The 26,772-nt window shown below is 28.6% G+C and carries 29 protein-coding genes, 1 tRNA gene and 1 riboswitch; of the genes, 29 read left to right on the top strand and 1 reads right to left on the bottom strand.

Annotation, left to right across the window (positions count from 1 at the left end):
• The first annotated feature begins 2 nt into the window (after positions 1-2).
• The 19 genes from nikC to ACZ5B9_RS00895 all read left to right on the top strand — a co-directional run bounded on the left by nikC (position 3) and on the right by ACZ5B9_RS00895 (position 17,937).
• A complete protein-coding gene (gene nikC, locus ACZ5B9_RS00805; protein ID WP_464422976.1) occupies positions 3-824 on the top strand; it encodes a nickel transporter permease in 822 nt (273 codons plus the stop codon).
• 51 nt (positions 825-875) lie between these two features.
• Complete coding sequence (locus ACZ5B9_RS00810; protein ID WP_464422977.1) at positions 876-2,441, top strand: ABC transporter substrate-binding protein; 1,566 nt, start codon at positions 876-878, stop codon at positions 2,439-2,441.
• A 9-nt stretch (positions 2,442-2,450) separates the two neighbouring features.
• On the top strand, positions 2,451-3,236 hold the full coding sequence (locus ACZ5B9_RS00815) for an ABC transporter ATP-binding protein (RefSeq protein WP_464422978.1): 786 nt from the start codon (positions 2,451-2,453) through the stop codon (positions 3,234-3,236).
• Entirely contained in the window at positions 3,229-4,134 is a 906-nt protein-coding gene (locus ACZ5B9_RS00820; protein WP_464422980.1) for an ABC transporter ATP-binding protein, read from the top strand. Before ACZ5B9_RS00815 ends, ACZ5B9_RS00820 begins: the two co-directional genes overlap by 8 nt.
• 300 nt (positions 4,135-4,434) lie before the next feature.
• Positions 4,435-4,617: riboswitch (cobalamin riboswitch) on the top strand.
• Between the two features lie 193 nt (positions 4,618-4,810).
• Complete coding sequence (locus tag ACZ5B9_RS00825; RefSeq protein WP_071124234.1) at positions 4,811-5,518, top strand: energy-coupling factor ABC transporter permease; 708 nt, start codon at positions 4,811-4,813, stop codon at positions 5,516-5,518.
• Positions 5,518-5,820 carry an energy-coupling factor ABC transporter substrate-binding protein gene (locus ACZ5B9_RS00830; RefSeq protein WP_006805277.1) on the top strand — a complete coding sequence of 101 codons (303 nt, stop codon included), beginning with the start codon at positions 5,518-5,520 and terminating at the stop codon, positions 5,818-5,820. Before ACZ5B9_RS00825 ends, ACZ5B9_RS00830 begins: the two co-directional genes overlap by 1 nt.
• Positions 5,807-6,499 carry a CbiQ family ECF transporter T component gene (locus tag ACZ5B9_RS00835; protein ID WP_012806218.1) on the top strand — a complete coding sequence of 231 codons (693 nt, stop codon included), beginning with the start codon at positions 5,807-5,809 and terminating at the stop codon, positions 6,497-6,499. Before ACZ5B9_RS00830 ends, ACZ5B9_RS00835 begins: the two co-directional genes overlap by 14 nt.
• Positions 6,492-7,298 (top strand): energy-coupling factor ABC transporter ATP-binding protein, encoded by an 807-nt coding sequence (locus ACZ5B9_RS00840; RefSeq protein ID WP_464422981.1) that lies wholly within the window; start codon positions 6,492-6,494, stop codon positions 7,296-7,298. The genes ACZ5B9_RS00835 and ACZ5B9_RS00840 overlap by 8 nt, the downstream gene beginning before the upstream one ends.
• A complete protein-coding gene (locus tag ACZ5B9_RS00845; protein ID WP_021768518.1) occupies positions 7,295-8,638 on the top strand; it encodes a cobyrinate a,c-diamide synthase in 1,344 nt (447 codons plus the stop codon). The genes ACZ5B9_RS00840 and ACZ5B9_RS00845 overlap by 4 nt, the downstream gene beginning before the upstream one ends.
• A gap of 258 nt (positions 8,639-8,896) precedes the next feature.
• Entirely contained in the window at positions 8,897-9,541 is a 645-nt protein-coding gene (locus ACZ5B9_RS00850) for a precorrin-8X methylmutase (protein ID WP_012806221.1), read from the top strand.
• Between the two features lie 31 nt (positions 9,542-9,572).
• Complete coding sequence (gene cbiD, locus ACZ5B9_RS00855) at positions 9,573-10,697, top strand: cobalt-precorrin-5B (C(1))-methyltransferase CbiD (protein ID WP_464422982.1); 1,125 nt, start codon at positions 9,573-9,575, stop codon at positions 10,695-10,697.
• Between the two features lie 389 nt (positions 10,698-11,086).
• The gene (locus ACZ5B9_RS00860; protein WP_464422983.1) at positions 11,087-12,331 is read left to right on the top strand and encodes an ATP-binding protein; all 1,245 of its coding nucleotides are present in this window, start codon (positions 11,087-11,089) and stop codon (positions 12,329-12,331) included.
• 31 nt (positions 12,332-12,362) lie between these two features.
• The gene (locus ACZ5B9_RS00865) at positions 12,363-14,654 is read left to right on the top strand and encodes a DUF262 domain-containing protein (protein WP_464422984.1); all 2,292 of its coding nucleotides are present in this window, start codon (positions 12,363-12,365) and stop codon (positions 14,652-14,654) included.
• Positions 14,655-14,679: 25 nt separating this feature from the next.
• Positions 14,680-15,396: a precorrin-2 C(20)-methyltransferase gene (gene cobI, locus ACZ5B9_RS00870; RefSeq protein WP_464422985.1), complete on the top strand. Its 717-nt coding sequence runs from the start codon at positions 14,680-14,682 to the stop codon at positions 15,394-15,396.
• Positions 15,372-16,280 carry a hypothetical protein gene (locus ACZ5B9_RS00875; protein WP_464422986.1) on the top strand — a complete coding sequence of 303 codons (909 nt, stop codon included), beginning with the start codon at positions 15,372-15,374 and terminating at the stop codon, positions 16,278-16,280. Before cobI ends, ACZ5B9_RS00875 begins: the two co-directional genes overlap by 25 nt.
• Positions 16,281-16,326: 46 nt before the next feature.
• A complete protein-coding gene (locus ACZ5B9_RS00880) occupies positions 16,327-17,010 on the top strand; it encodes a hypothetical protein (RefSeq protein WP_297996042.1) in 684 nt (227 codons plus the stop codon).
• Between the two features lie 60 nt (positions 17,011-17,070).
• Positions 17,071-17,457 carry a DUF1016 N-terminal domain-containing protein gene (locus ACZ5B9_RS00885; RefSeq protein ID WP_464422987.1) on the top strand — a complete coding sequence of 129 codons (387 nt, stop codon included), beginning with the start codon at positions 17,071-17,073 and terminating at the stop codon, positions 17,455-17,457.
• Positions 17,454-17,615, top strand: coding sequence for a hypothetical protein (locus tag ACZ5B9_RS00890; RefSeq protein WP_464422988.1), 162 nt, complete (start codon positions 17,454-17,456; stop codon positions 17,613-17,615). The genes ACZ5B9_RS00885 and ACZ5B9_RS00890 overlap by 4 nt, the downstream gene beginning before the upstream one ends.
• Positions 17,608-17,937 (top strand): winged helix-turn-helix transcriptional regulator, encoded by a 330-nt coding sequence (locus ACZ5B9_RS00895; RefSeq protein ID WP_464422989.1) that lies wholly within the window; start codon positions 17,608-17,610, stop codon positions 17,935-17,937. The genes ACZ5B9_RS00890 and ACZ5B9_RS00895 overlap by 8 nt, the downstream gene beginning before the upstream one ends.
• 20 nt (positions 17,938-17,957) lie before the next feature.
• Here ACZ5B9_RS00895 and ACZ5B9_RS00900 read toward each other — a convergent pair whose 3' ends face one another.
• Positions 17,958-18,371, bottom strand: a complete 414-nt coding sequence (locus ACZ5B9_RS00900; protein WP_464422990.1) for a pyridoxamine 5'-phosphate oxidase family protein — start codon at positions 18,369-18,371, stop codon at positions 17,958-17,960.
• Between the two features lie 236 nt (positions 18,372-18,607).
• Between ACZ5B9_RS00900 and ACZ5B9_RS00905 the strand changes: the two genes are divergently transcribed.
• From ACZ5B9_RS00905 to ACZ5B9_RS00950, 10 genes are all read left to right on the top strand, one after another.
• Entirely contained in the window at positions 18,608-19,258 is a 651-nt protein-coding gene (locus tag ACZ5B9_RS00905; protein WP_464422991.1) for a hypothetical protein, read from the top strand.
• A gap of 51 nt (positions 19,259-19,309) precedes the next feature.
• On the top strand, positions 19,310-20,071 hold the full coding sequence (gene cobM / locus ACZ5B9_RS00910) for a precorrin-4 C(11)-methyltransferase (RefSeq protein WP_464422992.1): 762 nt from the start codon (positions 19,310-19,312) through the stop codon (positions 20,069-20,071).
• A gap of 110 nt (positions 20,072-20,181) precedes the next feature.
• Complete coding sequence (locus ACZ5B9_RS00915; protein ID WP_464422993.1) at positions 20,182-20,655, top strand: hypothetical protein; 474 nt, start codon at positions 20,182-20,184, stop codon at positions 20,653-20,655.
• 61 nt (positions 20,656-20,716) lie between these two features.
• Positions 20,717-21,745: a hypothetical protein gene (locus ACZ5B9_RS00920; protein ID WP_464422994.1), complete on the top strand. Its 1,029-nt coding sequence runs from the start codon at positions 20,717-20,719 to the stop codon at positions 21,743-21,745.
• 242 nt (positions 21,746-21,987) lie between these two features.
• Positions 21,988-22,677: a hypothetical protein gene (locus tag ACZ5B9_RS00925; RefSeq protein WP_464422995.1), complete on the top strand. Its 690-nt coding sequence runs from the start codon at positions 21,988-21,990 to the stop codon at positions 22,675-22,677.
• Positions 22,678-22,721: 44 nt separating this feature from the next.
• A complete protein-coding gene (locus tag ACZ5B9_RS00930; RefSeq protein ID WP_021768534.1) occupies positions 22,722-23,417 on the top strand; it encodes a hypothetical protein in 696 nt (231 codons plus the stop codon).
• A gap of 228 nt (positions 23,418-23,645) precedes the next feature.
• Positions 23,646-23,720 (top strand) — tRNA-Gln (locus ACZ5B9_RS00935).
• 214 nt (positions 23,721-23,934) lie between these two features.
• Entirely contained in the window at positions 23,935-24,948 is a 1,014-nt protein-coding gene (gene gap, locus ACZ5B9_RS00940; protein WP_464422996.1) for a type I glyceraldehyde-3-phosphate dehydrogenase, read from the top strand.
• Between the two features lie 240 nt (positions 24,949-25,188).
• Entirely contained in the window at positions 25,189-25,863 is a 675-nt protein-coding gene (locus ACZ5B9_RS00945) for a cupin domain-containing protein (RefSeq protein WP_464422997.1), read from the top strand.
• A 149-nt stretch (positions 25,864-26,012) separates the two neighbouring features.
• The gene (locus ACZ5B9_RS00950; RefSeq protein ID WP_464422998.1) at positions 26,013-26,735 is read left to right on the top strand and encodes a class I SAM-dependent methyltransferase; all 723 of its coding nucleotides are present in this window, start codon (positions 26,013-26,015) and stop codon (positions 26,733-26,735) included.
• Positions 26,736-26,772: the final 37 nt, after the last annotated feature.

The raw sequence follows: 26,772 nt of genomic DNA on the forward strand, positions 1-26,772 counted from the left end.
ACTTGAACAAATTGAAATTTATGGGAAAAAATACACAACTGAAAATATTTCTGGCACTTGCGATTATTGTGGTACTAATTGCAATTTTTGCACCATTTATAGTGCCAAACGATCCTTTTAAACAATTAGCGCCAAGTTTGCAACGTCCATCAAAACAGTATATTTTTGGAACGGATCAGCTTGGGAGAGATTTGTTCTCAAGAGTTATATATGGTTCAAGATACTCGATATTCATGACTTTGACTTTGATGTTCATAATTTTTGTTGTAGGAACGATACTGGGAGTACTTGCAGGATATTTTGGAGGAATTGTTGATACGGTGATAATGAGACTTGGAGATATGATGATTGCATTTCCAGGATTAATTCTTGCTATAGCGATAGCAGGACTTTTAAATCCGAGCGTAAAAAATTCAATTATAGCAATAGCGGCAGTTACTTGGACAAAATACGCAAGGCTTGCAAGGAGCATGGTTCTTAAGATAAAGCAGGAACTGTATGTAGAAGCAGCAAAAATAACAGGAAGCAGGGATTACTCAATAATATTTAAATATATAATTCCAAATATGATTACAACGATGATAGTAACAGCAGTTTCAGATATGGGAACATTAATGCTGGAAATAGCAGCACTTTCATTTTTAGGATTTGGAGCACAGCCTCCAACACCAGAGTGGGGAGCAATGCTTAACGAAGGTAGAACAACACTTAGCAGAGCTCCTTGGATGATGATGTATCCAGGGCTAGCAATAGTAATTGTTGTAATTATATTCAATATGCTGGGAGATTCAGTAAGAGATTTGGTTGATGTAAAAAGTGAATAATTTAAAAAAATAAAAAAATAACAAAAAATAAAATATAATAGGGAGAAAAGAATGTTGAAAAATCGTAAAAGTAAATTTTTAATTTTAATTTTGGCAGTGTTGATGCTGCTTGTAGCATGTGGTGGAAAAGGTGGTTCTGGAAAAAGTAAAACTAATCCAGATGAACTTGTAGTTGGAGTAACTTCGTTTGCAGATACGCTTGAGCCTACAGATCAGTATTTTAGCTGGGTTGTAACTCGTTATGGTGTTGGAGAGAACTTGACAATTTTTGATGAAAAAGGTAACTTGAAACCATTGCTTGCTGAAAACTGGAAATTAAGTAATGATAAATTAGAATGGACTTTCAAGATAAGAGATGGAGTAACTTTCTCAAATGGACATCCATTGACAGCAGAGGCAGTAAAAAAATCAATAGAAAGAGTATTTGCTAAAAATAAAAGAGCAGAATCATTCTTTAAATATGCTTCAATAGAAGCTAGTGGACAAGAATTGAAAATAAAAACAAAAGAGCCTGTAGCAATATTGCCTGAATCATTGGCAGATCCGTTGTTCTTAATAGTTGACACATCAGTTAATACAGATGAATTTGCTCAAAAAGGACCAATATCAACAGGACCGTTTGTTGTTCAAGAATTTAAGCCTGGTGAACAGACAGTTGTTGTAAGAAATGAAAATTACTGGAATGGAAAAGCAAAATTGGCAAAAGTAACATTTAAAGATATAAATGATCAAAATACAAGAGCATTATCGTTAAAATCAGGAGAAATTGATGTAGCATACAACTTGAAAGTTACTAATAAGGCTGATTTTGAAGGAGATAAAAATATTGTAATAAACGAACTGAAATCATTAAGATCAACTTATGCGTTTATGAATCAAACAAAAGGATTGAAGGACAAAGTATTAAGAGAAGCAATAATAAGAGGTGCAAATAGAGAAAACTATACACAAAACTTATTACAAGGCGGAGCAACTCCAGGAAAAGCACCAATACCTCCAACATTGGACTACGGATTTAATGAATTAAAAGATGAAAATGCCTATAACCGTGAAAGTGCTAAGAAAATATTAGCAGATGCAGGATATAAAGATGTGGATGGAGATGGGTTTGTAGAACGTCCTGATGGATCAAAAATTGACTTGAACTTTGTAATTTATACAAGTAGAGAAGAATTACAAATTTATGCTCAAGCATTACAAACTGATATGAAGGAAATTGGTATAAAAGTTACGTTAAAACCAGTAAGCTATGAAACAGTTTTGAGCATGAGAGACGATTCAAACTTTGATATGCTAATTTGGAACGTACTTGCTGCAAACACTGGAGATCCTGAAAAATACTTGCATGAAAACTGGTACAGCAAAGCAGAAACAAACAAAACAGGTTATTCAAACCCTGAAGTTGATAAAATGCTTGATGAATTATCAAAAGAATTTGACAAAGCTAAGAGAAAAGATCTTGTTGTAAAAATACAGCAGCTAATAATGAACGATGCGGCTACATTATTCTTTGGATATGAAACTACATTCCTTTACAGCAACAAAGTGGTAACAGGGCTTAAAATGTATCCAATGGATTACTACTGGATAACAAAAGATGTAGCAAAAGCTAATTAAGGAGAATTTATGTTGGAGATAAAAGATTTGACAATTCAGTATGGAGATAAGCCTCCAGTAGTTGAAAATTTTTCTCTTTCATTGAAAAAAGGTGAAATAATAACAATTGTGGGGGAAAGCGGTAGTGGAAAATCTACCGTTCTTTCTTCTATCTTAGGACTGTTGCCAAATGGAGGGAAAATAATTTCAGGCGATATAATTTATAATGGGGAATCAATGCTCAGTAAAAGCCTTAATCAATGGAGGGAACTGCGAGGAACTGAAATAACTATGATTTCACAGGATTCAGGAGGAACTCTTAATCCAATAAGAAAAATAGGAAAACAGTTTGTCGAATACATTCAGACACATTCCAAAATGTCAGCAAAAGAAGCTGAAGAAAAAGCAAAAGATATGTTTTCCAAAGTAAACTTGCCAGATCCTGAAATCATTATGAAAAGCTATCCGCACCAACTGTCAGGTGGAATGAAACAGCGTGTAGGAATAGCAATGGCACTAACTTTCCATCCAAAAATTATTTTGGGAGATGAGCCTACAAGTGCGCTAGATGTAATAACGCAGGCTCAAATAGTTAAAGAAATAATGGATCTTAGAAAAAAATTTGACACTTCTATCATAATGGTAACTCACAATCTGGGAGTTGCGGCATATATTTCAGATAAAATAATTGTTATGCAGAATGGAAAAATTGTTGATGCAGGTAATAAAAACGAAGTTATAGAAAATCCAAAAAGTGAATATACTAAAAAATTGCTTGAAGCTGTGCCTGAAATTGGAGGTGAAAGGCTTGTCTAATATTAATGATGTAATTCTTGAAACAAAAAATCTTACAAAAATTTATGAAAAATCAAATGATAAAAAAGTAGTGGCTTGTAATAAAGTGAATTTAAAAATTCATAAAGGAAAAACTTTGGGAATTGTTGGGGAATCAGGATCAGGAAAAACAACACTTGTAAATATGCTTATGGACTTGGAAAAGCCAACCTCTGGAGAGATTTTGTATCACGGAAGGGATATAAGCAAGTTTACAAAACAGGAAGTTTGGGAAAATCGACAAAATATTCAGATAGTCTTTCAAGATCCATGGTCAGCTTTTAATCCAAAAATGAATGTTATGCAAATCCTCACAGAGCCATTAATGAACTACGGGAGATTAAAAAGATCAGAAAGAAAGCAAAAAGCTATAGAACTTCTTAAAATGGTTGACTTGCACGAAGAATTTGTAACAAAGTATCCACAAAATATGAGCGGTGGGCAAAGACAAAGGCTTGGAATCGCAAGAGCAATTTCGCTTGAGCCAGAGATACTTATATGCGACGAGGCAACTTCCGCACTTGATGTTTCCATTCAAAAAAACATAGTGGAACTTCTTGTAAGGCTACAAAAAGAAAAAAACATAACAATGATTTTTATATGTCACGACATAGCATTAATAGAATCTTTTGCACACGAAATCGTAGTAATGTATCATGGAGATGTGGTGGAAGTAATAGAAGGCGGACAAATTTCTGAAAAAGCAAAACATCCATATACAAAGTCGTTATTGAGCGCAATTTTTCCTGTACGTGGAGAACCAATTAAAATTAAGTCAGATAGTAATAGTTATTTTTATAGCAAAGAAAATACAGTAAGGCTTTTGAAAGCGAAGGAGCAAATTGAAAAAACTGTGAAGACGACTGAAAGCAAGAATTAATAAAAAAGAGAGGGTAATTTTCCAATGGAAGTGAATACATAGTAACAAAAAATTTTTCAGAAAAAGTAGAAGTATGAAATACAAATCCAAAGGAATAAAATTATACGGTTCAATAGAAAAATAATAGATTTATTAATTTCTAAAAATATAAAGTTTGATAAATTTCAATGTTTGGAATATAAACGAGATATATCAATAGATAATATTGAAACACGAATATTTAGATACTTAATATACAGGAAAAATTATTAAAATAAAATTTTTTATACAGGGTTGACAAATATAAAAAAGAGAGTATACTAATAGTAAAGAATTATAGGTGTTTTACAAACTTAATAAGGAAATCGGTTAGAATCCGATACAGCCCCCACTACTGTGAAGCTGACGAAAGTACACAAAACCACTGAAATATTTTGGATATTTTGGGAAGGGTATGAGTAGGATGAAGTTAGTCAGGAGACTTGCCTAATAATTTTTTATATAAAATTTTCTGGGAAGGGAAGATTTAATATACATCAATGTAAAAATAAATCAACGGTGATTTGTTCCATAAATATACTATGCGATGATGATATAGTTATTGTTGTGGAAGTTTTGACGTGTATTGGCTTCAGCTTTGGCTGATTTTTTTTTGGAACTTGCCGAAGGTTAAATTAAATTTGGAGGAGGAGAGAAAATGAAAAAGAGAACATTATTGTTTTTGGTTTTAACCAGCATGCTGTTAATAGGTGTAAATGGTTACTCAATGCACATTATGGAAGGTTTTTTACCTTTAAATTGGGTTATAGTATGGTTTGCAGTGTGTATTCCGTTTTGGATAATAGGAATAAAGAAGCTTCAATCTGTTTCTAAAGGGAGCGTGCGGGAAAAAATGACGCTTGCATTAGCAGGTGCATTTATATTTGTATTGTCTGCACTAAAAATTCCATCAGTTACAGGAAGTTCGTCACATCCTACAGGAGTAGGGCTATCTGCTATATTATACGGACCTTTTGTAACTTCCATTCTTGGAACAATCGTATTAATATTTCAAGCAGGATTGCTTGCACACGGAGGATTTACAACTTTGGGAGCAAACGCTGTTTCAATGGCAATTGCAGGACCAATTGTATCATATTTAGTGTATAAAGGATTTGAGAAAAAGAATAAGGCGTTAGCGGTATTTTTGGCAGCAGCGTTAGGAGATCTTGCGACTTATGTGGTAACATCAATTCAGCTTGCACTTGCATATCCATCTCCACAAGGTGGAGTAGTTGCTTCATTTATCAAATTTGGAGCGGTATTTGCAGTAACTCAGGTTCCTCTTGCAGTTATCGAAGGGCTACTTACAAACGTGGTGATGAATATACTTGAAAAATATAGCGTAAAAGAGGTGGAAGCTTAATGTCGGAAAATAAAAACAAAAGTGTATTTAAAAAGAATATTATTTTAATAATTGCAATAATTTTAATAGGTGTTATTCCTTTGCTTCTCGTAAAATCTGAATTTGGAGGATCTGATGACAAGGGAGAAGAAGTAATAAAAACTATAAAACCTGATTATGAGCCATGGGCTAAAAATTTAATAGAATTACCAGGAGATGAAACTGAAAGTCTGCTGTTTGCATTACAGGCGGCATTAGGTGCAGGAATTGTAGGGTATGTATTAGGCTATTTCAAAGGTGAAAGAAAAAATGCTAATAGATAAGGTATCTTACACAAATCCCATAAAAAATATAAACCCCGGAGTAAAGTTTATATTGTCAATGACGACATTAGTATTTTTACTTTATACTGGAAGTAAAATAGTATTTGTTTTTAATTTTATACTGTTTAATTTACTTCTTTTGTTTGTCGTAAAAGTGAAAATAGGTGACTTGTTAAAGCTGAACTTTATTCCGGCTTTATTTATTTTAACGACTGTAATTTCCTTACTGTTTATAAAAGCGGATATATGGACATTTTTACTACGTTCATTTTCCTCAATAGCTGTAGTTTATTTCCTTATTTGTTCTACTCCAATTATAGATTTGGACTATATATTTGCAAAGCTGAAGTTTCCTAAAATATTTAGGGAAATGTTTTTATTAATTTATAGATATATATTTTTATTATTTGAAAATAAGGAAAAATTACATAATGCACAGGAAGTAAGGCTAGGATATAGCAGTTTTAAAAATGGGATGAAGTCATTTCCGATGTTAGTAGTTGCTATACTAAAAAAAACATACTACTATAATCTGAATTCTATAAAGGCTGTGGAATCAAGAATGGGAAAGGAGTTCATTTTTTCTCATAGAAAATATAAAAAAATTGGGTTTGAAATAATATTCGTAATAATAATAGTTATAATAAATTTATATTTGGTGGTAAAATACAATGCTTAGACTTGAAAATATAACTTTTTCATACGACGAAGAAACAGAGGCTCTAAAAGATGTGACTTTAAAAATAGAAAAAGGTAAAAAAACATTATTTCTTGGGGAAAATGGCTCAGGAAAATCAACTTTATTTTTAATAATGAATGGACTTTTGAAAGCACAAAAGGGAAATATTTATTTTGAAGAGAAAAAAATAGAGCATAAAAAGAAAAATCTCGAAGAATTGAGAAAAAAAGTCGGAATAATTTTTCAGGATCCTGAAATACAGATTTTTGCACCTTTAGTATTTCAGGAAGTAGCTTACGGACCTGAAAATCTTGGATATTCTAAAGACGAAGTAGAAAAAAATGTAAACAGGGCAATGGAAGAAATCAATATAACAGATTTAAAAGATAGACCTTGTCATCATCTGAGCTATGGACAGAAAAAGAGGGTATCAATAGCTGCAATTACGGCAATGGAGCCAGAACTTCTTATTCTAGATGAGCCAACTGCATGGCTTGATTCTAAAAATACAAAAAGAGTATCAGAAATTCTAGATAATTTTTCCAAAGCAGGAAAAACAATGGTAGTATCAACGCACGATACAGATTTTGCCTATGAATTTGCTGACTATATCTATGTCCTTGAAAAAGGGAGAATTGTACGGCAAGGGAGCAGGGACGAGGTTTTTGAGGATTTTGAATTTTTGAAGAAATTAAATTTGAATATTCCAAATGTACTGAAAATAAAAAGTTATCTCAAGTATAAAAATCTTGATGAAAATGATTATTATAAATTTTTGGAGGAAAAAAACTTGCTATGAAAAAAATACTTATATCGGGAGCAATGAGTGGTGGTGGAAAGACTACAGTAAGCAGCATATTGATGTCAGCTTTTGAAAATGTGGCACCTTTTAAAGTTGGTCCAGACTACATCGACCCTGGCTATCATGAGTTGTTCACGGGAAATAAATCTCGTAATTTAGATGCTTTTATGTTTGATGAAAGTACGTTAAGGCATATATTTGAAACAGGAGCGAAAGGAAGCAATATCGCTATAGTTGAGGGAGTTATGGGGCTTTATGATGGAATTGGGCATGAAAAGGATAATTTTAGTACAGCTCATGTATCAAGAATACTTGATATACCAGTAATTCTTGTAGTTAACGCAAAAGGAATCTCCACAAGCATAGCTGCCGAAGTTTTGGGTTTCAAGCTGTTTGATAAAAATGTTAAAATAAAGGGCATTATTTTAAATAATGTTTCTTCTGAAAAACTATACTTGAACTTGAAGGAAGCGGTAGAAAGATTTACGGGAATAGAATGCGTAGGATATTTGCCGAAAAATGAGAAATTATCGGTGGAAAGCAGACATTTGGGATTAAAACAGGCTTTTGAATTGAAAGGCTCAAAAGAACTTGAGGAAAAGAAACAGCTGTTTAAGGAAATTGCACAAAATTGTTTAGATTTAGAAAAAATTTACGAAATAGCAGAAGAATTTGAAACAAAAAGCAGTATGGACAGTTTTGAGCCAATAATGGACTTAAAGAATAAATATAAAGGAAAACGTGTCGGAGTCGCTAAAGATGGTGCATTTTCATTTTATTACGAGTCAAATCTGGAACTAATGAAATTTTCAGGCTTGGAAATAGTAGAATTTAGCCCTGTAAAAGATGAAAAAATACCAGAAAATCTCGATATGATTTATCTTGGCGGAGGTTATCCCGAACTTTACTGGAAAGAATTGTCTGAAAATGTTTCCATGAAGGAAAGCATAAGACAGGCTTATGAAAATGGAGTAAAAATCTATGGAGAATGTGGCGGATTTATCTACTTAACAAATAAACTGAATTTGCTAGATGGAAATAGCGGAGATTTCTGTGGACTGATAGATGTGGAAATTTCTATGAAAAATAGGCTGAATATCGGAAGATTTGGCTATATAAATATAAAAACTGAAAATGGAATTCACACAAAAGGACACGAATTTCATTATTCAGAAATTTCTGTGGATAATGAAAAGGGAAAATTTTATAAAATAGAAAAAAATGATGGAAGAAATTGGACTTGTGGGTATAGGAAAAATAGCCTTCTAGCGGGTTATCCACACATTTCTTTTTATTCAAATATAAAATTTTTCAAATATTTAATTGAAAAATTGTAAAAAAAGCTATCTAAAATTTAAAAAATAATATATAATTGTATAGTAAAACTATTTAAAAATCGAACTAATCAAAGTTATAGTCAATCCACTTGAAAATTGTTGTAAAACTGTTAAAAAAGCAATGGATTGGCTATAGATACAGCATAAAGATTTATTCTAGTTTTAAACTGGAATTGCTGTATTTGAAATTTAAACTTAAAATATTGTTTGATTTTTTTTAGTTTAAAAACATAAAAAAATATTGGAGGGAATCAATTTATGTCGTATATTAAGGATCCGAAAGGGATAGAAGTAAGAAGTTTTGAAATGATTACGGAAGGATTAGGGAACAAGGTAGACCACTTTGCTGAAAATGAGAAGCCAATTGTGAAAAGACTGGTGCACACTACTGGAGATTTTGGTTATGCAGATATTACAGAGTTTCATAATGATGCGGTAAATTCGGCTATGGAAGCTATAAAATCAGGGTGCAAGATATATTGTGATACAAATATGATTGTTACTGGATTAAATAAAATAGGTCTTGCGAAATTTGGATGTTCAGCGTATTGTCTTGTAAATGATGAAGAAGTGGCAAAAGAAGCTAAGGAAAGAGGAATTACAAGATCGATGGTTGGAATTGAAAGAGCAGTGAAAGATAAGGATACAAAAATATTTTTGATTGGAAATGCTCCAACAGCCTTATTTAAACTGCTTGAAGAAATAAGCAAGGAAGGGGCAGAAAAGCCTAAACTTATTGCAGGAGTACCAGTAGGATTTGTAGGATGTCCTGAATCAAAAGCTGCACTTTCAGATTATGATGTGCCATTTATAAGAACTAACGGTACAAAAGGTGGAAGTACAGTAGCTGTGGCAGTATTACATGGAATACTGTATCAAATGTTTGAAAGAGACAGATATTAAAAAAACTACTAACAAAGGGAAGGAAGTAAAAATGGAAGAATACGTATATTTTAACGGTAGAAAACTAAGATATGGCTATACAACGGGAAGTTCTGCAACGGCAGCCACGAAAGCTGCACTTATGTATCTTCTGCAAGACGGAGAACAGGATATACCAGAAGTAACTATCGGACTTCCCTCAGGAAAATCTATAACAATAAAAGTAGATTCATTAAAAAAAGCAGATAACTATGCACTTGCATCGGTTTTAAAGGATGGGGGAGATGATCCTGACGTTACTCACGGACTTCAGATTTTTTCAAAGGTAAGTTTGCGTGATGATGCAAAAATAAATATTTTTGGTGGGATAGGAGTAGGGAAAGTTACCAAAAAGGGTCTTCCCATCTCTCCTGGAAATTCTGCAATAAATCCTACTCCTTTAAAAATGATAAGAGCGGCGGTGGAAAGTGTTCTTCCAACTGGAAAAGGTGCAGATATAGAAATTTTTGTGCCAAAAGGCGAAGAAACTGCAAAAAAAACATTGAATGCAAAACTTGGAATTATTGGTGGAATTTCAATTCTTGGTACAACGGGAATAGTAAAGCCGATGTCGGAAGACGCATGGAAAGCATCGCTTGCCATTGAATTGAAGATGGCTCTCGAAAATGCCGAAAATGGCGAGGCAATATTTCTATTTGGAAACAGGGGGAAAAAATATTTAACTGACAATTTTGAGGATAATACTTCATTATCTGTTGTAATAAGTAATTTTGTGGGCTATATGTTTGACAGGGCTTGCGAATTTGAGGCAAGAAAAATTTACTTTATTGGTGAACTTGGAAAATTTGTGAAAGTTGCAGGAGGGATATTTCATACACACAGCAGAGTTTCTGACGCAAAAATGGAAATACTCGCTGCAAATGCATTGCTTGTAGGCGAAAGCATGGAAAACCTGAAAAAGATAATGGCTTCCAACACAACCGAAGAAGCTGCAAAATACATTGAAAAAACAGAAGTTTACGATCTTCTGGCAAAAAAAGCCAAACAGAAATGTGAAGAATATTGCCGAAGAAACGGTTGGGATCTGGAAGTGGAAACACTTATTATTTCTGCTGAAAGAAAAGAGCTGGGAAGCAGTAAGAACTTTTTTGATAATTTTAAAAGAAAAGGGCTTTAAGGATATAGAAGTTGTTACGGTTGTTGTTAGCAGATTGAAAAAATCAGACTATACTATGATATTTGGAAAAATGCTATTTGTATAATAGACCTGTTAGACAGCCTAAGTTTTTTATTTTCACAAGGGGTTTAATACCCCTTGTTTCAGAATATTTGTTTTATCAAATTCTAAATGCAAGTTTAATTAAATTTATGAATAAATAAAAGCTGGTAAAACCTCATTGATAATTTTAAATTATAGGATTACATTCCTTAAAAAATTAAAAATTCCAAAATTTAAGGAATATATTCCGTAAATTTTGTCAATTCATAAAAAATAGGATTATATTCCATAAAATTTGATTTTAAAATAAAAAAGGGGTATAATTTAAAAGGAAATGAGGTGTTAAAATGATAAGGATAGATAGAAAAGAATATTTAGATTTTTTAGTAAAATCAAAAGACAGACAAATAATAAAGGTTGTGTCTGGTGTAAGAAGATGTGGAAAATCCACTCTTTTTGAGATATATAAAGATTTTCTACTTGAAAATGGAGTTGAAAAAAATCAGATTATATCTATAAATTTTGAAGATATGGATTATGAAGAGTTTACAGATTATAAAAAACTTTATGAATATATAAAATCTAAAATGATTGGAGATAAAAAAAATTACATATTTTTAGATGAAATTCAGCATGTGGATAAATTTGAAAAAGTTGTAGACAGCCTTTTTATAAAAGAAAATACAGATTTATACATAACAGGCTCTAATGCCTATTTTATGTCAAGCGAGCTGGCAACCCTTTTAAGTGGGCGTTATATAGAACTGAAAATGTTGCCTTTATCATTTAAGGAGTATTATCAGGCTAAATTAGAATATGAAAAAATGGAGCAAAAGGAAAATAGGACGTTAAAAACACTTATACAATATTATAATGAATATATAGTAAACAGTTCATTTCCTTATACTTTACAGTTAGACAGTGATTTAAAAAATATACATGAATATTTAAGTGGAATATATAATTCAGTGCTTTTGAAAGATATAGTCGCAAGATTGAAAATTTCAGATGTAATGAGACTTGAAAGTGTTGTTAAATATATATTTGATAATATCGGTAATTTGACATCGCTTTCAAAAATAGCGAATACCTTAACTTCAATGGGAAGAAAAACGGATGCAAAAACCATTGAAAAGTATATTAGAGGGCTTACTGACAGTTTACTTGTATATGAAGTTAGCAGATACAATATAAAAGGGAAAGAATTCCTGTCCACATTATCAAAATATTATGTTACTGATTTAGGACTCAGACAGATGATTCTAGGTAACAGAAATATAGATATGGGGCATATATTGGAAAATGTAATTTATCTTGAACTGATTAGAAGAAAAGGCAATGTATATGTCGGGCAGTTTGATAAAAATGAAATTGATTTTGTTATTGTCAATTCAAATGAAATTGAGTATTATCAGGTCGCTTTGACTGTCTTAGATGAAAATACTTTAAAAAGGGAACTGGATGCCTTTAAAAATATTAAGGATAATTATCCAAAGTATCTTATAACTTTAGATGATGTAATGGTGAATACTGACTATGACGGAATAAAGGTTGTAAATGCTCTGGAGTGGTTGTTATTTTTTGAAGAATAAATATTGAAATTATAAAAGGAGAAGTTAAAAAATGAATGAATTTTTAGAACCAGAGAGTTTTAATCTTGTCAATTTATTTGATAATGCTAAATATAGTGTTCCTGTGTATCAAAGACCTTATAGTTGGAGTGAAAAAGAGATAAAAAAATTATTAGATGATATCTTTTTAATTTTTGATAATAAAGATAATTTACAAAATGAAGAGCTGATTTTATTTATGGGAACCTTATTTCTTAGAGTAGGGAAAAACATTGGGAATAAATATACTGAATATGAAATTGTTGACGGACAACAAAGGATAACAACTTTTACACTTATACTAATGGTTTTATTAAATTATTTTTATCAAGAAGGAATAGAAGCTGACGAAATAAGAAAAATAGAAAATTTCTTTTGGAAGAAAGACGATAGCAGAAAAAGGGATAAAGAAAAAAGAGTTTTGACATTAGGAAGTGTCGAACAAAAAATATTAAATGAGTTATTTAATCAGCTATATGATAAAAAGAATCTTATGGAATTTATAGAAGATAGGCAAAATAATTTTGAAATTGATGAGATAACTAAAAATCTTTTGAAAAACATAGTGTTCATTGATAACTTTTTTAAAGAAAAATATTCTTCAGAAGATAGTTCAGAAAAATATCTTGATTTTTTTGATTTTTTTGAAACGAATATAAGATTTATAGCTATTAAAGTAAATGTTAATTTAATGAAACTTTTCAGTATATTTGAATCTATAAATGCAAAAGGTAAAAAACTTGAAGAAGTAGATCTAATTAAAAATTATATATTCCAGAATATAAAAGAAGAAGATTACAAAGAATATTTAGAAAAATGGGGTAAGTTAATAATAGAAACTTCAGATAACTTAATGGATTATATAATTGTTTATGTACGTGCGAATATGTCATACTATAGAAATAAAATAAAACTCGAAAATTTTAAAAAAATAATTGAAGAAGATGCTAAAAATTATTATAAAACAACTCAAAATGATGAAACAATAAAAAAATTTATAGATGAATTGAGTAAATATTCAGTTTATTATAGAGTTTTACATGATAAAACACTTTCTCGGGAAATTTTAGAGAAAATATCTAAAAAAGTATTAGTTTTTTATGAAATGAATAGAATAATGGAATATTCTCATACAAAAGCATTGTATTTCAAATTATTAACTTTGTACAAAGAAAAGAAAATATCAGAGGAGGAATTTTTTAATATTGTTGAAGTTGCATTCAAATTCATTCTCACTTATCAAAGTATAGGAAGTCGTGAAAGCAAAAGAACAATAGGAGTTTTCGCTGATGTTCAAAATAAAATTTATAATTTTCTAAATGACGATAATTTTCAAAAAAATATAGAGATAGAAATAAAAAATATTTTTTATAGAGAAATCAATAAACAGCTAATAGACAATGAAAGTTTATCCAAAAGTATAAAAGCATCTGCAACTTATCATAAATATCCAAAAGTAATAAAAATCATACTGGCTTATTTAGAAACATATGGAGAAAAAGGTATTGATTATGATAAATTTTATACGCTTTTAAATTCTATTGAAAGTTTGCAGTTAGACCATATATTACCACAAAATCCTAAAAAGGATAATGATAATTTTTCTTACTATATTGAAAATGATAATGTAATTTTTAAAAAATTTCAGGATTTTATTGAAAATAAAAAAGAGTTATCTTTATTAAAAGATGATTTTTATAAAGAATATTTAAATCGGATAGGGAATTTAAGATTGATATGGGCAAAGGAAAATAATAATAAGTCAAATGCAGTACTTTATCAAAATAATATTTCTTTCAGAGAAGATGAAGAAAAAATTAATACATATAAACAAATTAAAAAAAGAGAAGAAGAACTTATAAAGAGAATTTTAGATAAAAATGTACTTTTGAGTATGGATAATATTGATATTCATGAAACAATAAAAGATGAAGTTACATTGAAATTTTATGAGGAAAGTTGTGATTATAAAAATTTAGAACCTACATCTTTAGGAATTTTTGATAGTACGATAACTCTTAATGAATTTACTTATGCAAATTTACTTGTAGAATTTTATCAAAATCTTTATGATAATGAGAGAGATAAGTTTTTAAGGCTAGCTCAAAATAATTTTAAACTTCCTAGAGCTAAAAAAACATATATATCTATGGATAAATCTATGATAAAAAGTAAAATGAAAAATATAGAAGAAACAGTATTTTATGAAACTAATTTTTCATCTGAGCAGATTATAAAAATTATATTCGCTTTAAAAGATGAACTGAATTTACAGAATATAGAAATAATTTTAAGAGATAAATAATAAAATTAAAGGAAGTGAATATATAATGAAGAAATTTTATGGAATAGGAGTAGGAGTAGGAGATCCTGAAAATATAACAGTTAAAGCAGCAAAAAGACTGCATGAAGTAGATGTGATAGTACTGCCTGAGGCAAAAAGCGGAGAAGGAAGTACAGCCTTTAATATTGTAAAAGAATATGTAAAACCAGAAGTAGAGCAATTATTTCTGGAGTTTCCTATGATAAAGGATGTGGAAGCGAGAAAAGTTTTTAGAAAAAATAATGCGGATGTAATAAGTGCTGAATTGGAAAAAGGTAAAAATGTAGCGTTTTTAACAATAGGTGATCCAATGACTTATAGCACTTATACTTATGTATTGGAACATATTTCAGATGATGTGGAAGTTGAAACTATTGCGGGAATAACTTCATTTAACAGCATTGCGGCAAGACTTAATATACCGCTTATGGTTGGAGATGAAGATTTAAAAATAGTGTCTGTTAGCAGAAAGACTGATGTTCATAAAGAAATTGAAAATAACGAAAATCTAGTGTTAATGAAAATTAGCCGAGATTTTGAGAGAATAAAAAAAGCAATTATTGAAACAGGAAATAAAGAAAATATAGTTATTGTTTCAAACTGTGGAAAAGAAAATGAAGAAATTATTACAGACATTGAAAATGTTGAAAGTGTACATTATTTTTCTACATTAATTCTAAAAAAACAGGGAATAGAAGAATGGAAGAGATTTTTAAAAGCGTAAAAAAGTTAAAACCTAAAATAATCATATTTATAGTTTTACAAATTTTATTATTTATGTATTATTTTTGGATTGGAAAATATGATTGGGATTATGGTTTTGATTTGCCATTTCGATTATTTTTTGGAGGAATGTTTTCAATAATAACGGGAATAATTTTTGGCTTAATGTTTTATTTCATGGGGAAAAAAACCGAATATGAAAATGATAAAATTTTGAAATTACCGATATTTTTTATAATTTTATCAATAATATTATTGTTTAGAATAGATATTATTGGAGTTATAAAATTATGTTTTTACAACGGATTATTCATTTTAGGAATATTTAGAAGTGAAATAAAGATTAGAAGTTATTTGTCTAAAGTTTCTAAAATTATATTGTGGTTTATTGTAATGTATTTTTTAATTCCTATTCTTTCAATTATTTTTTCAATTTTCTTTGCAATCTTTTTTTTAATAATAGAAAGTATTTTGAAAATTGGGGGAAGTTTTGGTCAATATAGAATTTTAGTTCCATTTTTTCTTGTCAATGTATTTTTCGGACTTTTTATAAAAAAATATTTTGATAAAGAAGAAATTGAAGTTGTAAGAATATTGACAATAGCAGGCTGTCTAATAATTATGGGAATATTTATTTTTATGGGCTTTAACTGGTACAAAGAAGATTACCACGCAATAATTTATACTTTTCCGTATAAAGTTTTGATGTATTTAGAAGAAGGGGAGAATAGTGTCGAAAAATTTGGGATTGTAAAGACATTAGAGTCGAGGTACTTTGTTTATGCGATGATTGTTAATATGGGATTTTATTTGGGAACTTTGAAAATAAATAATAAAAATAAAAGGAAAAATTGTGTTGAAAACAAGATTGATGGGGATATTTAATAAGAAGTAGTTAAAATTTAAGAACTAAAAGAAAGAAGGAATTATTATGAAAAAAATATTATTTATTTTGTTACTTGGAGTAGCAATTCAAGGACTAGCAGAAACAATTGTAAAAGGAACTTATGATACGAAGAAAAAAAGATACATAGAATTAAGTCAAATTTTTGAAAAAGAAATAAATTTGAGTTATGTATTGCCAAATGATAAAAAGAATATAGTAACGTATAAAACTGAAAATTATGATATTTTAGTGAGAAAAAGTGATCTATTGGAATTATACAATAAAAATAGGGATAAAAAAGAAAATAATATAAAAAATAATATTTCGGATAAGGATAAAAAATTGGATTATGTTCGTAATTATATTGCTGAATTGGTGGAAAACAACAAAGCAGTTATTTATGAAAGAAAAACAAAAAAAGAAATAAAAAATATTGTAAAAGTAAAATACAATAACGATATTTACTATGATGCGGGAAGAGGTTCAAATTACGATGGTTATAAATTTTATACAGATAAAAGTTTGTCGCAGGAAATCATGAAATTTGATATCATAACACAATTTGGAGTTGCACTTCACAGCAGTTTGGGAGATAATCCGTATAATAGGGAATTGACAGAAAAGGAAAAAGAATATAGAGAAAAAAATGGAAATCATTTTGAAGAATTAAAGGGATTGTATGAGAAAGCCGTTCAAAATCCGAATGTTGAACAAAAAATTAGTTATTAGTTAAATATGTTTGATAAGTTATAAATTATTTTTAGAATTTAATATAAATAGAGGGTTAAAATGGGTAAAATTGAAAAAGGAATTGAGAGTAATATGGTTTATTTGCAAATCAAAGAATTGATGGAAAATGCGAGAAAACAGGTATCTGTAAAGATTAATAATATTCTTGTGCAGACTTATTGGAAAATTGGGAAAATTATTATAGAAGATGAGCAGGGAAATAGTGAGAGAGCAGAATACGGGAAAAAACTTTTAAAAGAATTATCAAAAAAATTGACAAAAGAATATGGAAAGGGCTTTTCGAGATCTAATTTACAAAATATGAGGCAATTTTATTTGAAGTATCCAATTTGCCAGACACTGTCTGGCAAATTAAGCTGGTCTCATTATTGTGAGATTTTGAGTATATCTGATGATAAAGAAAGAGCATTTTATGAAAGAGAATGAAATACGCACTAGGTGGGCTTTCTAATCAGATTTTTGCCTCAAAATACACGTTGTATATTCCTAATAAGGAAGTGTTTGAAAATGAGGTGGAAAAAGTTTTGAGGGAGTATGATAAGAAAATAAAATTAAAAGGAATAGAGAATGATAATTATGAATAAAAAAGAATTACCAAAGTGTTCTGTTGAAATAACACTTTCTTTAATTTCTAATAAATGGAAAATACTTATAATAAGAGATTTACTCGATGGAACAAAAAGGTTTGGAGAGTTGAGAAAATCTATAAACGGAATTTCTAATAAAGTTTTGACATACAATTTAAGAGAAATGGAGGAGGACAATCTTCTTATAAGAAAGATTTATCCTGAAGTTCCTCCAAAAGTTGAATATTTTCTTACTGAAACAGGTTACAGTTTAAAGCCAATACTGGAAAGTATGGACAAATGGGGTGTAAATTATCAAGAAAAAACAAAATACGAATAACTGAAATTGTATCAAAGTAATTATGGTTTTTCTATTTTAAAATTTTCATTGGTATAAGTTTTTAAATCAAAAGTCCTGATTTCTTCTACATCAATATAAAAAAGTTCAAAAATAGGATTGTCAGGAGTTTTAAAAAGTTCTTTTATTGCTGGATATTCGTTTAAAACTCTTGTTCTAAGATTAATATCATCAGTAAAATGAATATTTCCATTTATGGATATAAATGATAAATAATCTTTTAAATGAGAGAGAAAAGAAACGTAAGGACATTTTTTTAACTGTTTATAAACGTTTTTATTATTTGTAGTTGCAAGATATACTTTGTTTTTTTCAGAAAACAGATACTGAAAAATTCTTGTTTTAGGTTTGCTATCATCGAGTGTAGCTAAAATTCCGTAAGAGTTTTCTTTTAATATTTTATTATAATCAATCATCTCAATTTCCTCCAAATATAATTTATTTCGAGTTAGCTAACTGTGTTAATTATAATTTAAAATAGAAAAATTGTAAAGAAGGCACAATTTTATTACAAGGTAACAAGATGGTAACTTTAAGAAGGGGAAAATGTTATATTAAATTTTATTTATCAAATAACAATGTTGTATCTTATGAAATATGCAGGAAGTAAATATTTGATATTTGAAAAGCAAATAATAGGAAAAGAGAAAAAATGTTAGAAATAAAAAGAAAAGTCTATGATGATAAGGGTTGGTATGAAGAATATATTCAAGTTTTAAAAGACGGAAAAGAAATTCATTATGGTGAAAGTTTTGATTTTCCAAAATATAAAAATGGAAATTATGTATTTTATTTAAATTATGGAAATATAGAATATTATAAATTTTTTAAAATTTATTTGAAAAAATGGGAAGATAAAATTTATTTTATTCCGAAGTATAATTTTTGTAATGAGAAGATATATGGATATTCGCCGTTGGAATTTTTGGAAAATGAGATAAAAGAAATTTTAGAGAATAAGGAAGAAATTAGTAAAATCAAGAAATTGACAATAAAGGATATTTTGTGTGAATGGGCATGTAATAGTCAGTTTAGAGAATTTTGCAATAGTTTTGAAGATTATCAGAAAAAATTGGTTAATGAAATTTATTTTGTAGATAACGAGATAATTAATAATGATATTTCAGGAAAATTTGAAAAGATTTTTGAAATAAAAAACAAAAAAATAGAAAAAATAAATGTTGAAGAAGTTGAAAAACTTGATAAAATATCCGTTTATCTTGAAAATGGGAAAATCTGGGAAACGTTTTTTAAGAAAGATAAAAAAATATATTTGAATGCAGAAATATCAGTAAGTTTTTAAATAAATGAAATATTATAAAAACAAAAAATTAAAAAAGAAAGAGGTAATTTTATGAAAAAAGTATACTTCATAGGAGCAGGACCGGGAGATCCTGAATTGATTACAGTAAAAGGGAAAAAAATTGTAAAGGAAGCAGATGTAATAATTTATGCGGGGTCCTTGGTTCCAAAAGAGGTTATTGATTGCCATAAGGATGGAGCTGAAATTTATAATTCTGCTTCAATGAACTTGGATGAAGTGATGGAAGTTACGATAAAGGCACATAAAAAAGGAAAACTGGTAGCAAGGGTGCATACTGGGGATCCGAGCATTTATGGTGCAATAAGGGAACAAATGGATATTCTGGATGAATATGGGATTGAATATGAAGTAATTCCAGGAGTGAGTTCATTTGTAGCTGCTGCTGCTGCAATAAAAAAAGAATTTACCCTGCCTGATGTGAGTCAGACAATAATTTGTACAAGACTGGAAGGAAGAACGCCTGTCCCTGAATCAGAAAGTCTTGAAAGCCTTGCTTCACATAAATGTTCGATGGCAATATTCCTATCTGTGCAAATGATAGATGAAGTTGTAAAAAGATTATTAAAACATTACGATAAAACAACACCAATTGCAATTGTTCAAAGAGCAACTTGGGAAGATCAGAAAATTGTTATGGGAACATTAGAAACAATTGTTGAACTTGTGAAAAAGGAAAAAATTACAAAAACGGCACAAATTCTTGTAGGAAACTTTATGGGAAATGAATATTCTAAGTCTAAACTTTACGACAAAGCATTTACGCATGAGTTTAGGAAAGGGATTGAGGAATAATGAAAAAGCTAATAACAATAATTCTATTTATATTTTCTCTTCAAATTTTTGCAGGGTAATATCAAGTAACTAAGCAGAAAAATGTTACCTTGTCAAAAGAGCAGATTGAAGTGGAGAATAAAAAAATTGAAGAAAGATTGAATAATTACGCAAAGAAAGACTTGAAAGAGAGTCTGATTTCTGAATTTAAAAAAGTTATTAAGGATATACCAGAAGAGGGTTATTATATTTTGTTGGAACTTTTCTCACAGCTTTCTAATTTTATAGTTGAAAATACTAAAATAAAAATAAAAAATATAAAGTATTTATCAAATACTAAAGCAGTTGTAAAATCTAAAATAACAATGCCTTCATCTGATAGTTTTGATAATCTAAATGAAGGTGAACTAGAAAAAAAATTTATAAAAAAATATAATTTAAAGGAATTTGAAAATACAAATGATTTAAAAACGTTATCGAAACTTGGAATTTTAATGGCAGATTTTATAAAAAAAGAATTTAAAGAAAACCCATCTTATAGAGTTATTGAAGGAGATATTAACTTAGAAAAAGTTAAGAATGGTTGGGAAATCAAAGGAATATGAGCAAATGTTAAATAAAATGAAGTAATAAAATATTATTTATTACGTGAGGATTTTAAAAAATATGGAAATTATAAAACTTGAAAATCAGAAAAATGATTCTTTTTTTGAAGCAGAATGTTTTTTGCATATTGGAGAAGCAGAAGAAGATAAAAATTATGTGGCATTTGATCTGAGAAGGGAAGATGATCCGCTGTATAGCTGTTCTTATTATGATTTTGAGAAAGAAAAGGGAGACAAAATATTTCATTGTTTTGATGGGCAGGATTATTCGTGGAAATGTTACGAAAATGAAGTTACGAATGATGAAAAATTGAAAAATGAAATTTTAGGAAATTATGATATTTTGAGAAACAGCACAATTAGATATTTGAAAGAAATAATTCATAAAAATAAGGTTGATTTTTCAAAAAAATTAATTGAACTTCTTGAGAAAATAAAAGCGGGAGAAAAAATAAACAAGAAGGAATTTCGGATAGAACTGAAAAAAGTTGGACTGTATAAATCAATTTGGAAAGAAAAAATAGAAATTTCTGATGATATTGTAACACGGGAAATTGGTTTTGAGAAGATAATGAAATTTATTGAAGAAAATAATGTGAATAGTATTGTCTTTGAGAATGGCGAATTTTTGGAAAAGAAAGAAATGGAAAAATTTATTAGAGAATATATAATTGTAGAATTTCGTGATTTTAAGCCAATTAAAGATTTTGATATGATAAAAATGACTTTGGAAGAATGGAATAATCTCAAGAAATGGAAAAAATTGGAAGTAGAAAATAATATTATTGAAATTGAAGAAAAAGATTTTGAAAAAGATGTTTCGATTTACAGGTTAAATGGGAGAAAAATAAATGCAAAAATAGAAGTTACAGATTTTGTGGAAATAAAAAATAATTTTTTTCGTTATTTTAATAAATGGTTTAGTAAGGGAAAAGATAATAATTTGAGAGAAAAGACAGTTATAGAAGGTGTTATACGAGATGGGAGAAAGTTTTATAACTGGATTTTTTTTGATAAAAATAATAAGATTGTAACAAGAGAAGAATATGATGATTTTGGGAAAAGATGTGATTTAAAAAATAAGAGTTGAAAAATATGTAAAATAGTAAAAAAATAACATGATTAAAAAAACTGGACAATAGTTTGATAATCATGTTTTTTATTTTTTTATGTATTAATATTACTCTTTCTGTATTATAAGTTCTTTGTATTGTATCACATAAATTATTTTTTCGTAAGTTTTTGTGTTTTAAAATAATTTTTAATTTTAATATTTTTAAAAAATATGTTATACTTTTATAAGAAAGATAAAAGTTAAAACGAGGAGAGTTTATGAAAAAAATATTATTTGTGTTAATGTTAACAGTAATAGGAAATACGTTCACAGCACCAAAATCACAAAAAACTAAAAATACTAGAATAACAACAAGCAGAATATCAGAAAATGATAGAAAAGAAATTGAAAATACTGTCGAAATGGCAATGCAGCCGTTTATAAATATAGTTAAAAATACTGTAGAGACTGAAATTAATAAACAGTCTTCAAAAATTCCAATAGACAGTTTATTTCCAAAAGATTATGTCATGAGTAGTGCTTTGAAAAAGGAAATTGGGAAAAAATATACAGATGAAATAATAAAAGTTGTAATAAATGGTATGAAACCAAAAATTGTTGTAAAAAAGATTAACTATGTTTCTCAAAATGAAGTTCAAGTAAATTATGAGATGAAAGTCAAAAATTTAGATAAAGTTTGGGATTTACTAGATTTTGATGAACAAATGGAAAAACAATTTTTAACAAAAATAGGAGTCAAAAGTATAGACGAAGCAGAAAAAATTATGAAAAATAAAGGAAATGATGAATTAAAGAAAAAATATTATTATGTAATGCTAGATGAAATGGTAAATTTTGTTAATGAAGAAATAAAAAAGACAAAAGAGGAAGAAATCTGGATAGACGATATGTCAGTTACGGTTAAAAAAATAAATGGGAAATGGCAAGTTCAAGATACAAATAATTAGAAATAAGTTTAATAAAAATAAATTAAAAAATAAGGAGAGTAAAGATGAAAAAAATATTATTTTTGATTATGTTAATAGTTATGGGAAACACTTTTGCAGAAAATAATCAAGTGCAACAAAATGTACCAGTAAAAACAGTAGAAAATGAAGATATGGAAATAAAAAGAGTACTTTCAAGTAGATTACAATCGTTTTTTTTCACAATTGTAAATGCTGGAATACAAGATAATGAGAAAAGACTCGAAAAAGAAGCTTATAATAGATTATTTAAAAAAGACTATATCATAAGTAATGCATTAAAATATGAAATTGTAGACAAATATATAAGAACAATTTCAAGAATTACAGCGAGAGAAACCCCATTAAGATTTGACATAAAACAAATAGAATATCTTTCAGATGATGAAGTGGAAGTAGTTTATGATATAAAATCTAAAAATTTGAAAAATGTTTCGGATATGTTGGATTTGGATGAAGAAACAGAAAGACAAATTATGGAAAAAGCTAAAATTAGTAGTGTAAGTGAATTGGAACAAATTATGAAAAATAAGGGGAATGAACCAATAAAACGAAATTACTACAGTATTGCAATAACTAAAAGAATAAAAATGTTTGAAGCAGAAGTAAAAAAAATAACTGAAGAAGAAATTTTAGTTGAAAATGCACCAGCAACATTGAAAAAAATAAATGGAAAATGGCAAGTTGATAGTTTAGAAAAAAAATTGAAAGGTGCTAAATAAAGAAATGTGAACTACACTTAAAATTTTGGAAACAAGATAACAAGTGTAGTTTTTTCTTTCTAAAATAATTAATAAGAAGAAAAGTTAAACTAAATACAATAAACCAAAGATTACTTTATTAAACAATTTTTTATATAATTTAAAAAATAATTTTTAAAATTATAAAATAAAGTGTTGACAAAATGGAAATTTTTTTGTATAATGGTTCTTGTCTTAGGAAATAATTGTTGGGCTGTCGCCAAGCGGTAAGGCACTGGACTTTGACTCCAGCATGCAATGGTTCGAATCCATTCAGCCCAGCCATTTTAATTATAAAATATGTGATGTATAACTACTAATTTTTATAGTGGTTTTTTTTATTATAAAAAAACGAAAAAATTATATAATTTTTAGTAATTCTAGTATAAAATTTTATTAATTTCTGACTGTTGAAAATTAAACAAAAATATGGTATACTCAAATTGTATAGAATAATATATTTTTTAATATATTAAAATTTTTAGGAGGTATTATTAAAATGGCAGTTAAAGTAGCAATTAATGGATTTGGAAGAATCGGAAGATTAGCATTAAGATTATTAGCTGAACAAACAGACAAATTTGAAGTGGTGGCAATTAATGATTTGACAGACGCTAAAATGTTAGCACACTTATTCAAATATGATTCATCTCAAGGAAGATTCAACGGAACTATCGAAGTTAAAGAAGGAGCTTTCGTAGTAAATGGAAACGAAATTAAAGTTTTTGCAGAAGCTGATCCTGAAAAATTACCTTGGGGAGAATTAGGAGTAGACGTAGTATTAGAAGCAACAGGTTTCTTTGCAACTAAAGAAAAAGCTGAAAAACACGTAAAAGCAGGAGCTAAAAAAGTAGTTATTACTGCACCTGGTGGAAATGATGTTAAAACTGTAGTTTACAATGTAAACCACGAAATTTTAGATGGATCTGAAACAGTTATTTCAGGAGCTTCTTGTACAACTAACTGTTTAGCGCCAATGGCTAAAGCATTAAATGATAACTTTGGTATTGTAACTGGTACAATGACAACTATCCATGCTTACACTGGAGACCAAAACACTTTGGATGCGCCTCACAGAAAAGGTGACTTAAGAAGAGCAAGAGCTGCAGCTGTAAATATCGTTCCTAACTCTACAGGAGCTGCAAAAGCAATCGGATTAGTAGTACCTGAATTAAACGGAAAATTAGACGGAGCTGCTCAAAGAGTACCTGTTCCAACTGGTTCATTAACTGAATTAGTATCTATCTTAGAGAAAAAAGTAACTGTAGAAGAAGTAAATGCAGCTATGAAAGCAGCAGCAACTGAATCATTCGGATACACTGAAGAACAATTAGTATCTTCTGACATAGTTGGAATCCACTTCGGATCATTATTTGATGCAACACAAACAAAAATCGTTCAAAACGGAGATACTCAATTAGTTAAAACAGTATCTTGGTATGACAACGAAATGTCTTATACAGCTCAATTAATCAGAACTTTAGGATACTTCGCAAGCAAAATTGCTAAATAATTGATTTTAAACTGAAATCTTAAAAATTAACTTTGAAGATCGGCTAGAAATAGTCGGTTTTCTTTTTTTATAATGGATTGTATAATAAAATGCAGCAAATTTAAAATAAAATAAAACTCATAATAATTTCGTGCATTTGTTGCGAATTTTAAGTGAATTGACTGTATATTTTATAAAATATATGTTATACTATATAAAATTATTTCAAAAAAGTTACTATAGATAACAAGGAGATATTTTATGGTTAAAATAGAAGTAGCAAAACCGATAAATTTTAATGAACTTATCACATCTAAGGAAGCCGAAGTTGTAAGTATGAGAATCTTAAATCAGTCAAATAGCTATATTTCTTTATTCTCTTTAGCAAAAGATGAGAAAATAACTGCAGAAGCTATGCTCGGAAATCGTTATTATTACTGCTTTAACGGTAATGGAGAGATTTTTATTGAAAATAATAAGAAAGTAATTTCCAATGGAGACTTTCTTGAAATCACAGCAAATCATAATTACTCTATCGAAGCAAGAGATAATTTGAAGTTAATTGAAATTGGAGAAAAGATAGGAGAAGGAAATATGGAAAATAAGACATTAAAAATGCTGGAAAGTGCAAGTGCTTTTAATCTTGCTGAAGTTGTTGAATATCAGGAAGGAAAAATTGTAAGCAAAAATTTGGTAGCAAAACCAAACTTAGTAATGACAATTATGTCTTTTTGGAAAGGTGAGAGCCTTGATCCACATAAAGCACCTGGAGATGCTTTGGTTAATGTGCTTGATGGGGAAGGAAAATATTACGTTGATGGAAAACCATTTGTTGTAAAAAAAGGTGAAAGTGCTGTTCTTCCTGCAAATATACCTCATGCTGTGGAAGCCGAAACAGAAAATTTCAAAATGTTATTAATACTTGTTAAAGAATAAGAATTTTATCAAAAAAAAATATATAAATTAGACGTATTGACCCCAAAAGTTTGGACAAATTTAATTCTTATTTTATAAAATTTGTGATATAATAATCTAAAATTATAACTTTGCTGTTAAATTCAAAAATTTTAAAATTTGGAGAAAATATGGAAAATAAAAAAAACATGAAAAAGTTTTACGATACAATCGCAGAAAAATATGATTTTATTTTTTCACTTTCAGATGTTCAGAAGAATTTTTTTCAAAAATATGTTACAGGTAAAAAAGTGCTTGATGTGGGAGCTGCAACAGGTAATTTATCAAAATTTCTGAAAAATGAAGGATATGATGTAATTTCGATTGATATAAATGAAAAATTGATTGAGCAGGCTAGAGAAAAAAATGTTGATGTAAAAAATTTGGATATGATGAGAATTGATGAATTGGAGAAATTCAACACGATAATAAATGTTGGAAATACATTACCGCATTTGAATAGCAAAGGTGAGATTTTTTTATTTTTACAAAAGGCTTATTCACAGCTTGAAAATAATGGAAAACTGATTATCCAGCTAATAAATTTTTATAAATTTTTTGAAAATCAAAAATCTGAATCTGATTATTTGGGGAATTTACCATTAATTCAAAATGAAAATGTCAAATTTGAACGTTATTATTACAAAAATTCTGATAATAATGTGATTTTCAAAACTATTTTGGATGATAAGTTTGAAAATAAGGAAGTTTTAACAAATGTCAATTATTTTGATTTTATGAAATTTTTTGAACAGTTAGGCATAAGCAATGTAAAAGTATTTGGCGGATTTAATGAGTCTGAGTTTATCTTGGAAAAATCACAGCCTTTAATATTTGTGATTACAAAAAAATAATTAAATTTAGTTAGAAATATGTTGTAAATGTATGGAT

The organism is Leptotrichia sp. SK-5, assembly GCF_055387215.1.

What these genes read in the sequence shown, in the direction of transcription:
- cbiD (WP_464422982.1), top strand. Translation starts at nt 9,573, where the DNA reads ATGGAAGAATACGTATATTTTAACGGTAGAAAACTAAGATATGGCTAT.
- ACZ5B9_RS00815 (WP_464422978.1), top strand. Translation starts at nt 2,451, where the DNA reads ATGTTGGAGATAAAAGATTTGACAATTCAGTATGGAGATAAGCCTCCA.
- ACZ5B9_RS00890 (WP_464422988.1), top strand. Translation starts at nt 17,454, where the DNA reads ATGAAATACGCACTAGGTGGGCTTTCTAATCAGATTTTTGCCTCAAAA.
- ACZ5B9_RS00850 (WP_012806221.1), top strand. Translation starts at nt 8,897, where the DNA reads ATGTCGTATATTAAGGATCCGAAAGGGATAGAAGTAAGAAGTTTTGAA.
- ACZ5B9_RS00835 (WP_012806218.1), top strand. Translation starts at nt 5,807, where the DNA reads ATGCTAATAGATAAGGTATCTTACACAAATCCCATAAAAAATATAAAC.
- gap (WP_464422996.1), top strand. Translation starts at nt 23,935, where the DNA reads ATGGCAGTTAAAGTAGCAATTAATGGATTTGGAAGAATCGGAAGATTA.
- ACZ5B9_RS00930 (WP_021768534.1), top strand. Translation starts at nt 22,722, where the DNA reads ATGAAAAAAATATTATTTTTGATTATGTTAATAGTTATGGGAAACACT.
- ACZ5B9_RS00950 (WP_464422998.1), top strand. Translation starts at nt 26,013, where the DNA reads ATGGAAAATAAAAAAAACATGAAAAAGTTTTACGATACAATCGCAGAA.
- ACZ5B9_RS00920 (WP_464422994.1), top strand. Translation starts at nt 20,717, where the DNA reads ATGGAAATTATAAAACTTGAAAATCAGAAAAATGATTCTTTTTTTGAA.
- ACZ5B9_RS00825 (WP_071124234.1), top strand. Translation starts at nt 4,811, where the DNA reads ATGAAAAAGAGAACATTATTGTTTTTGGTTTTAACCAGCATGCTGTTA.
- ACZ5B9_RS00865 (WP_464422984.1), top strand. Translation starts at nt 12,363, where the DNA reads ATGAATGAATTTTTAGAACCAGAGAGTTTTAATCTTGTCAATTTATTT.
- cobI (WP_464422985.1), top strand. Translation starts at nt 14,680, where the DNA reads ATGAAGAAATTTTATGGAATAGGAGTAGGAGTAGGAGATCCTGAAAAT.
- ACZ5B9_RS00860 (WP_464422983.1), top strand. Translation starts at nt 11,087, where the DNA reads ATGATAAGGATAGATAGAAAAGAATATTTAGATTTTTTAGTAAAATCA.
- ACZ5B9_RS00895 (WP_464422989.1), top strand. Translation starts at nt 17,608, where the DNA reads ATGAATAAAAAAGAATTACCAAAGTGTTCTGTTGAAATAACACTTTCT.
- ACZ5B9_RS00840 (WP_464422981.1), top strand. Translation starts at nt 6,492, where the DNA reads ATGCTTAGACTTGAAAATATAACTTTTTCATACGACGAAGAAACAGAG.
- ACZ5B9_RS00845 (WP_021768518.1), top strand. Translation starts at nt 7,295, where the DNA reads ATGAAAAAAATACTTATATCGGGAGCAATGAGTGGTGGTGGAAAGACT.
- ACZ5B9_RS00905 (WP_464422991.1), top strand. Translation starts at nt 18,608, where the DNA reads ATGTTAGAAATAAAAAGAAAAGTCTATGATGATAAGGGTTGGTATGAA.
- ACZ5B9_RS00925 (WP_464422995.1), top strand. Translation starts at nt 21,988, where the DNA reads ATGAAAAAAATATTATTTGTGTTAATGTTAACAGTAATAGGAAATACG.
- ACZ5B9_RS00885 (WP_464422987.1), top strand. Translation starts at nt 17,071, where the DNA reads ATGGGTAAAATTGAAAAAGGAATTGAGAGTAATATGGTTTATTTGCAA.
- ACZ5B9_RS00880 (WP_297996042.1), top strand. Translation starts at nt 16,327, where the DNA reads ATGAAAAAAATATTATTTATTTTGTTACTTGGAGTAGCAATTCAAGGA.
- ACZ5B9_RS00945 (WP_464422997.1), top strand. Translation starts at nt 25,189, where the DNA reads ATGGTTAAAATAGAAGTAGCAAAACCGATAAATTTTAATGAACTTATC.
- ACZ5B9_RS00875 (WP_464422986.1), top strand. Translation starts at nt 15,372, where the DNA reads ATGGAAGAGATTTTTAAAAGCGTAAAAAAGTTAAAACCTAAAATAATC.
- ACZ5B9_RS00830 (WP_006805277.1), top strand. Translation starts at nt 5,518, where the DNA reads ATGTCGGAAAATAAAAACAAAAGTGTATTTAAAAAGAATATTATTTTA.
- cobM (WP_464422992.1), top strand. Translation starts at nt 19,310, where the DNA reads ATGAAAAAAGTATACTTCATAGGAGCAGGACCGGGAGATCCTGAATTG.
- ACZ5B9_RS00900 (WP_464422990.1), bottom strand. Translation starts at nt 18,371, where the DNA reads ATGATTGATTATAATAAAATATTAAAAGAAAACTCTTACGGAATTTTA.
- ACZ5B9_RS00810 (WP_464422977.1), top strand. Translation starts at nt 876, where the DNA reads ATGTTGAAAAATCGTAAAAGTAAATTTTTAATTTTAATTTTGGCAGTG.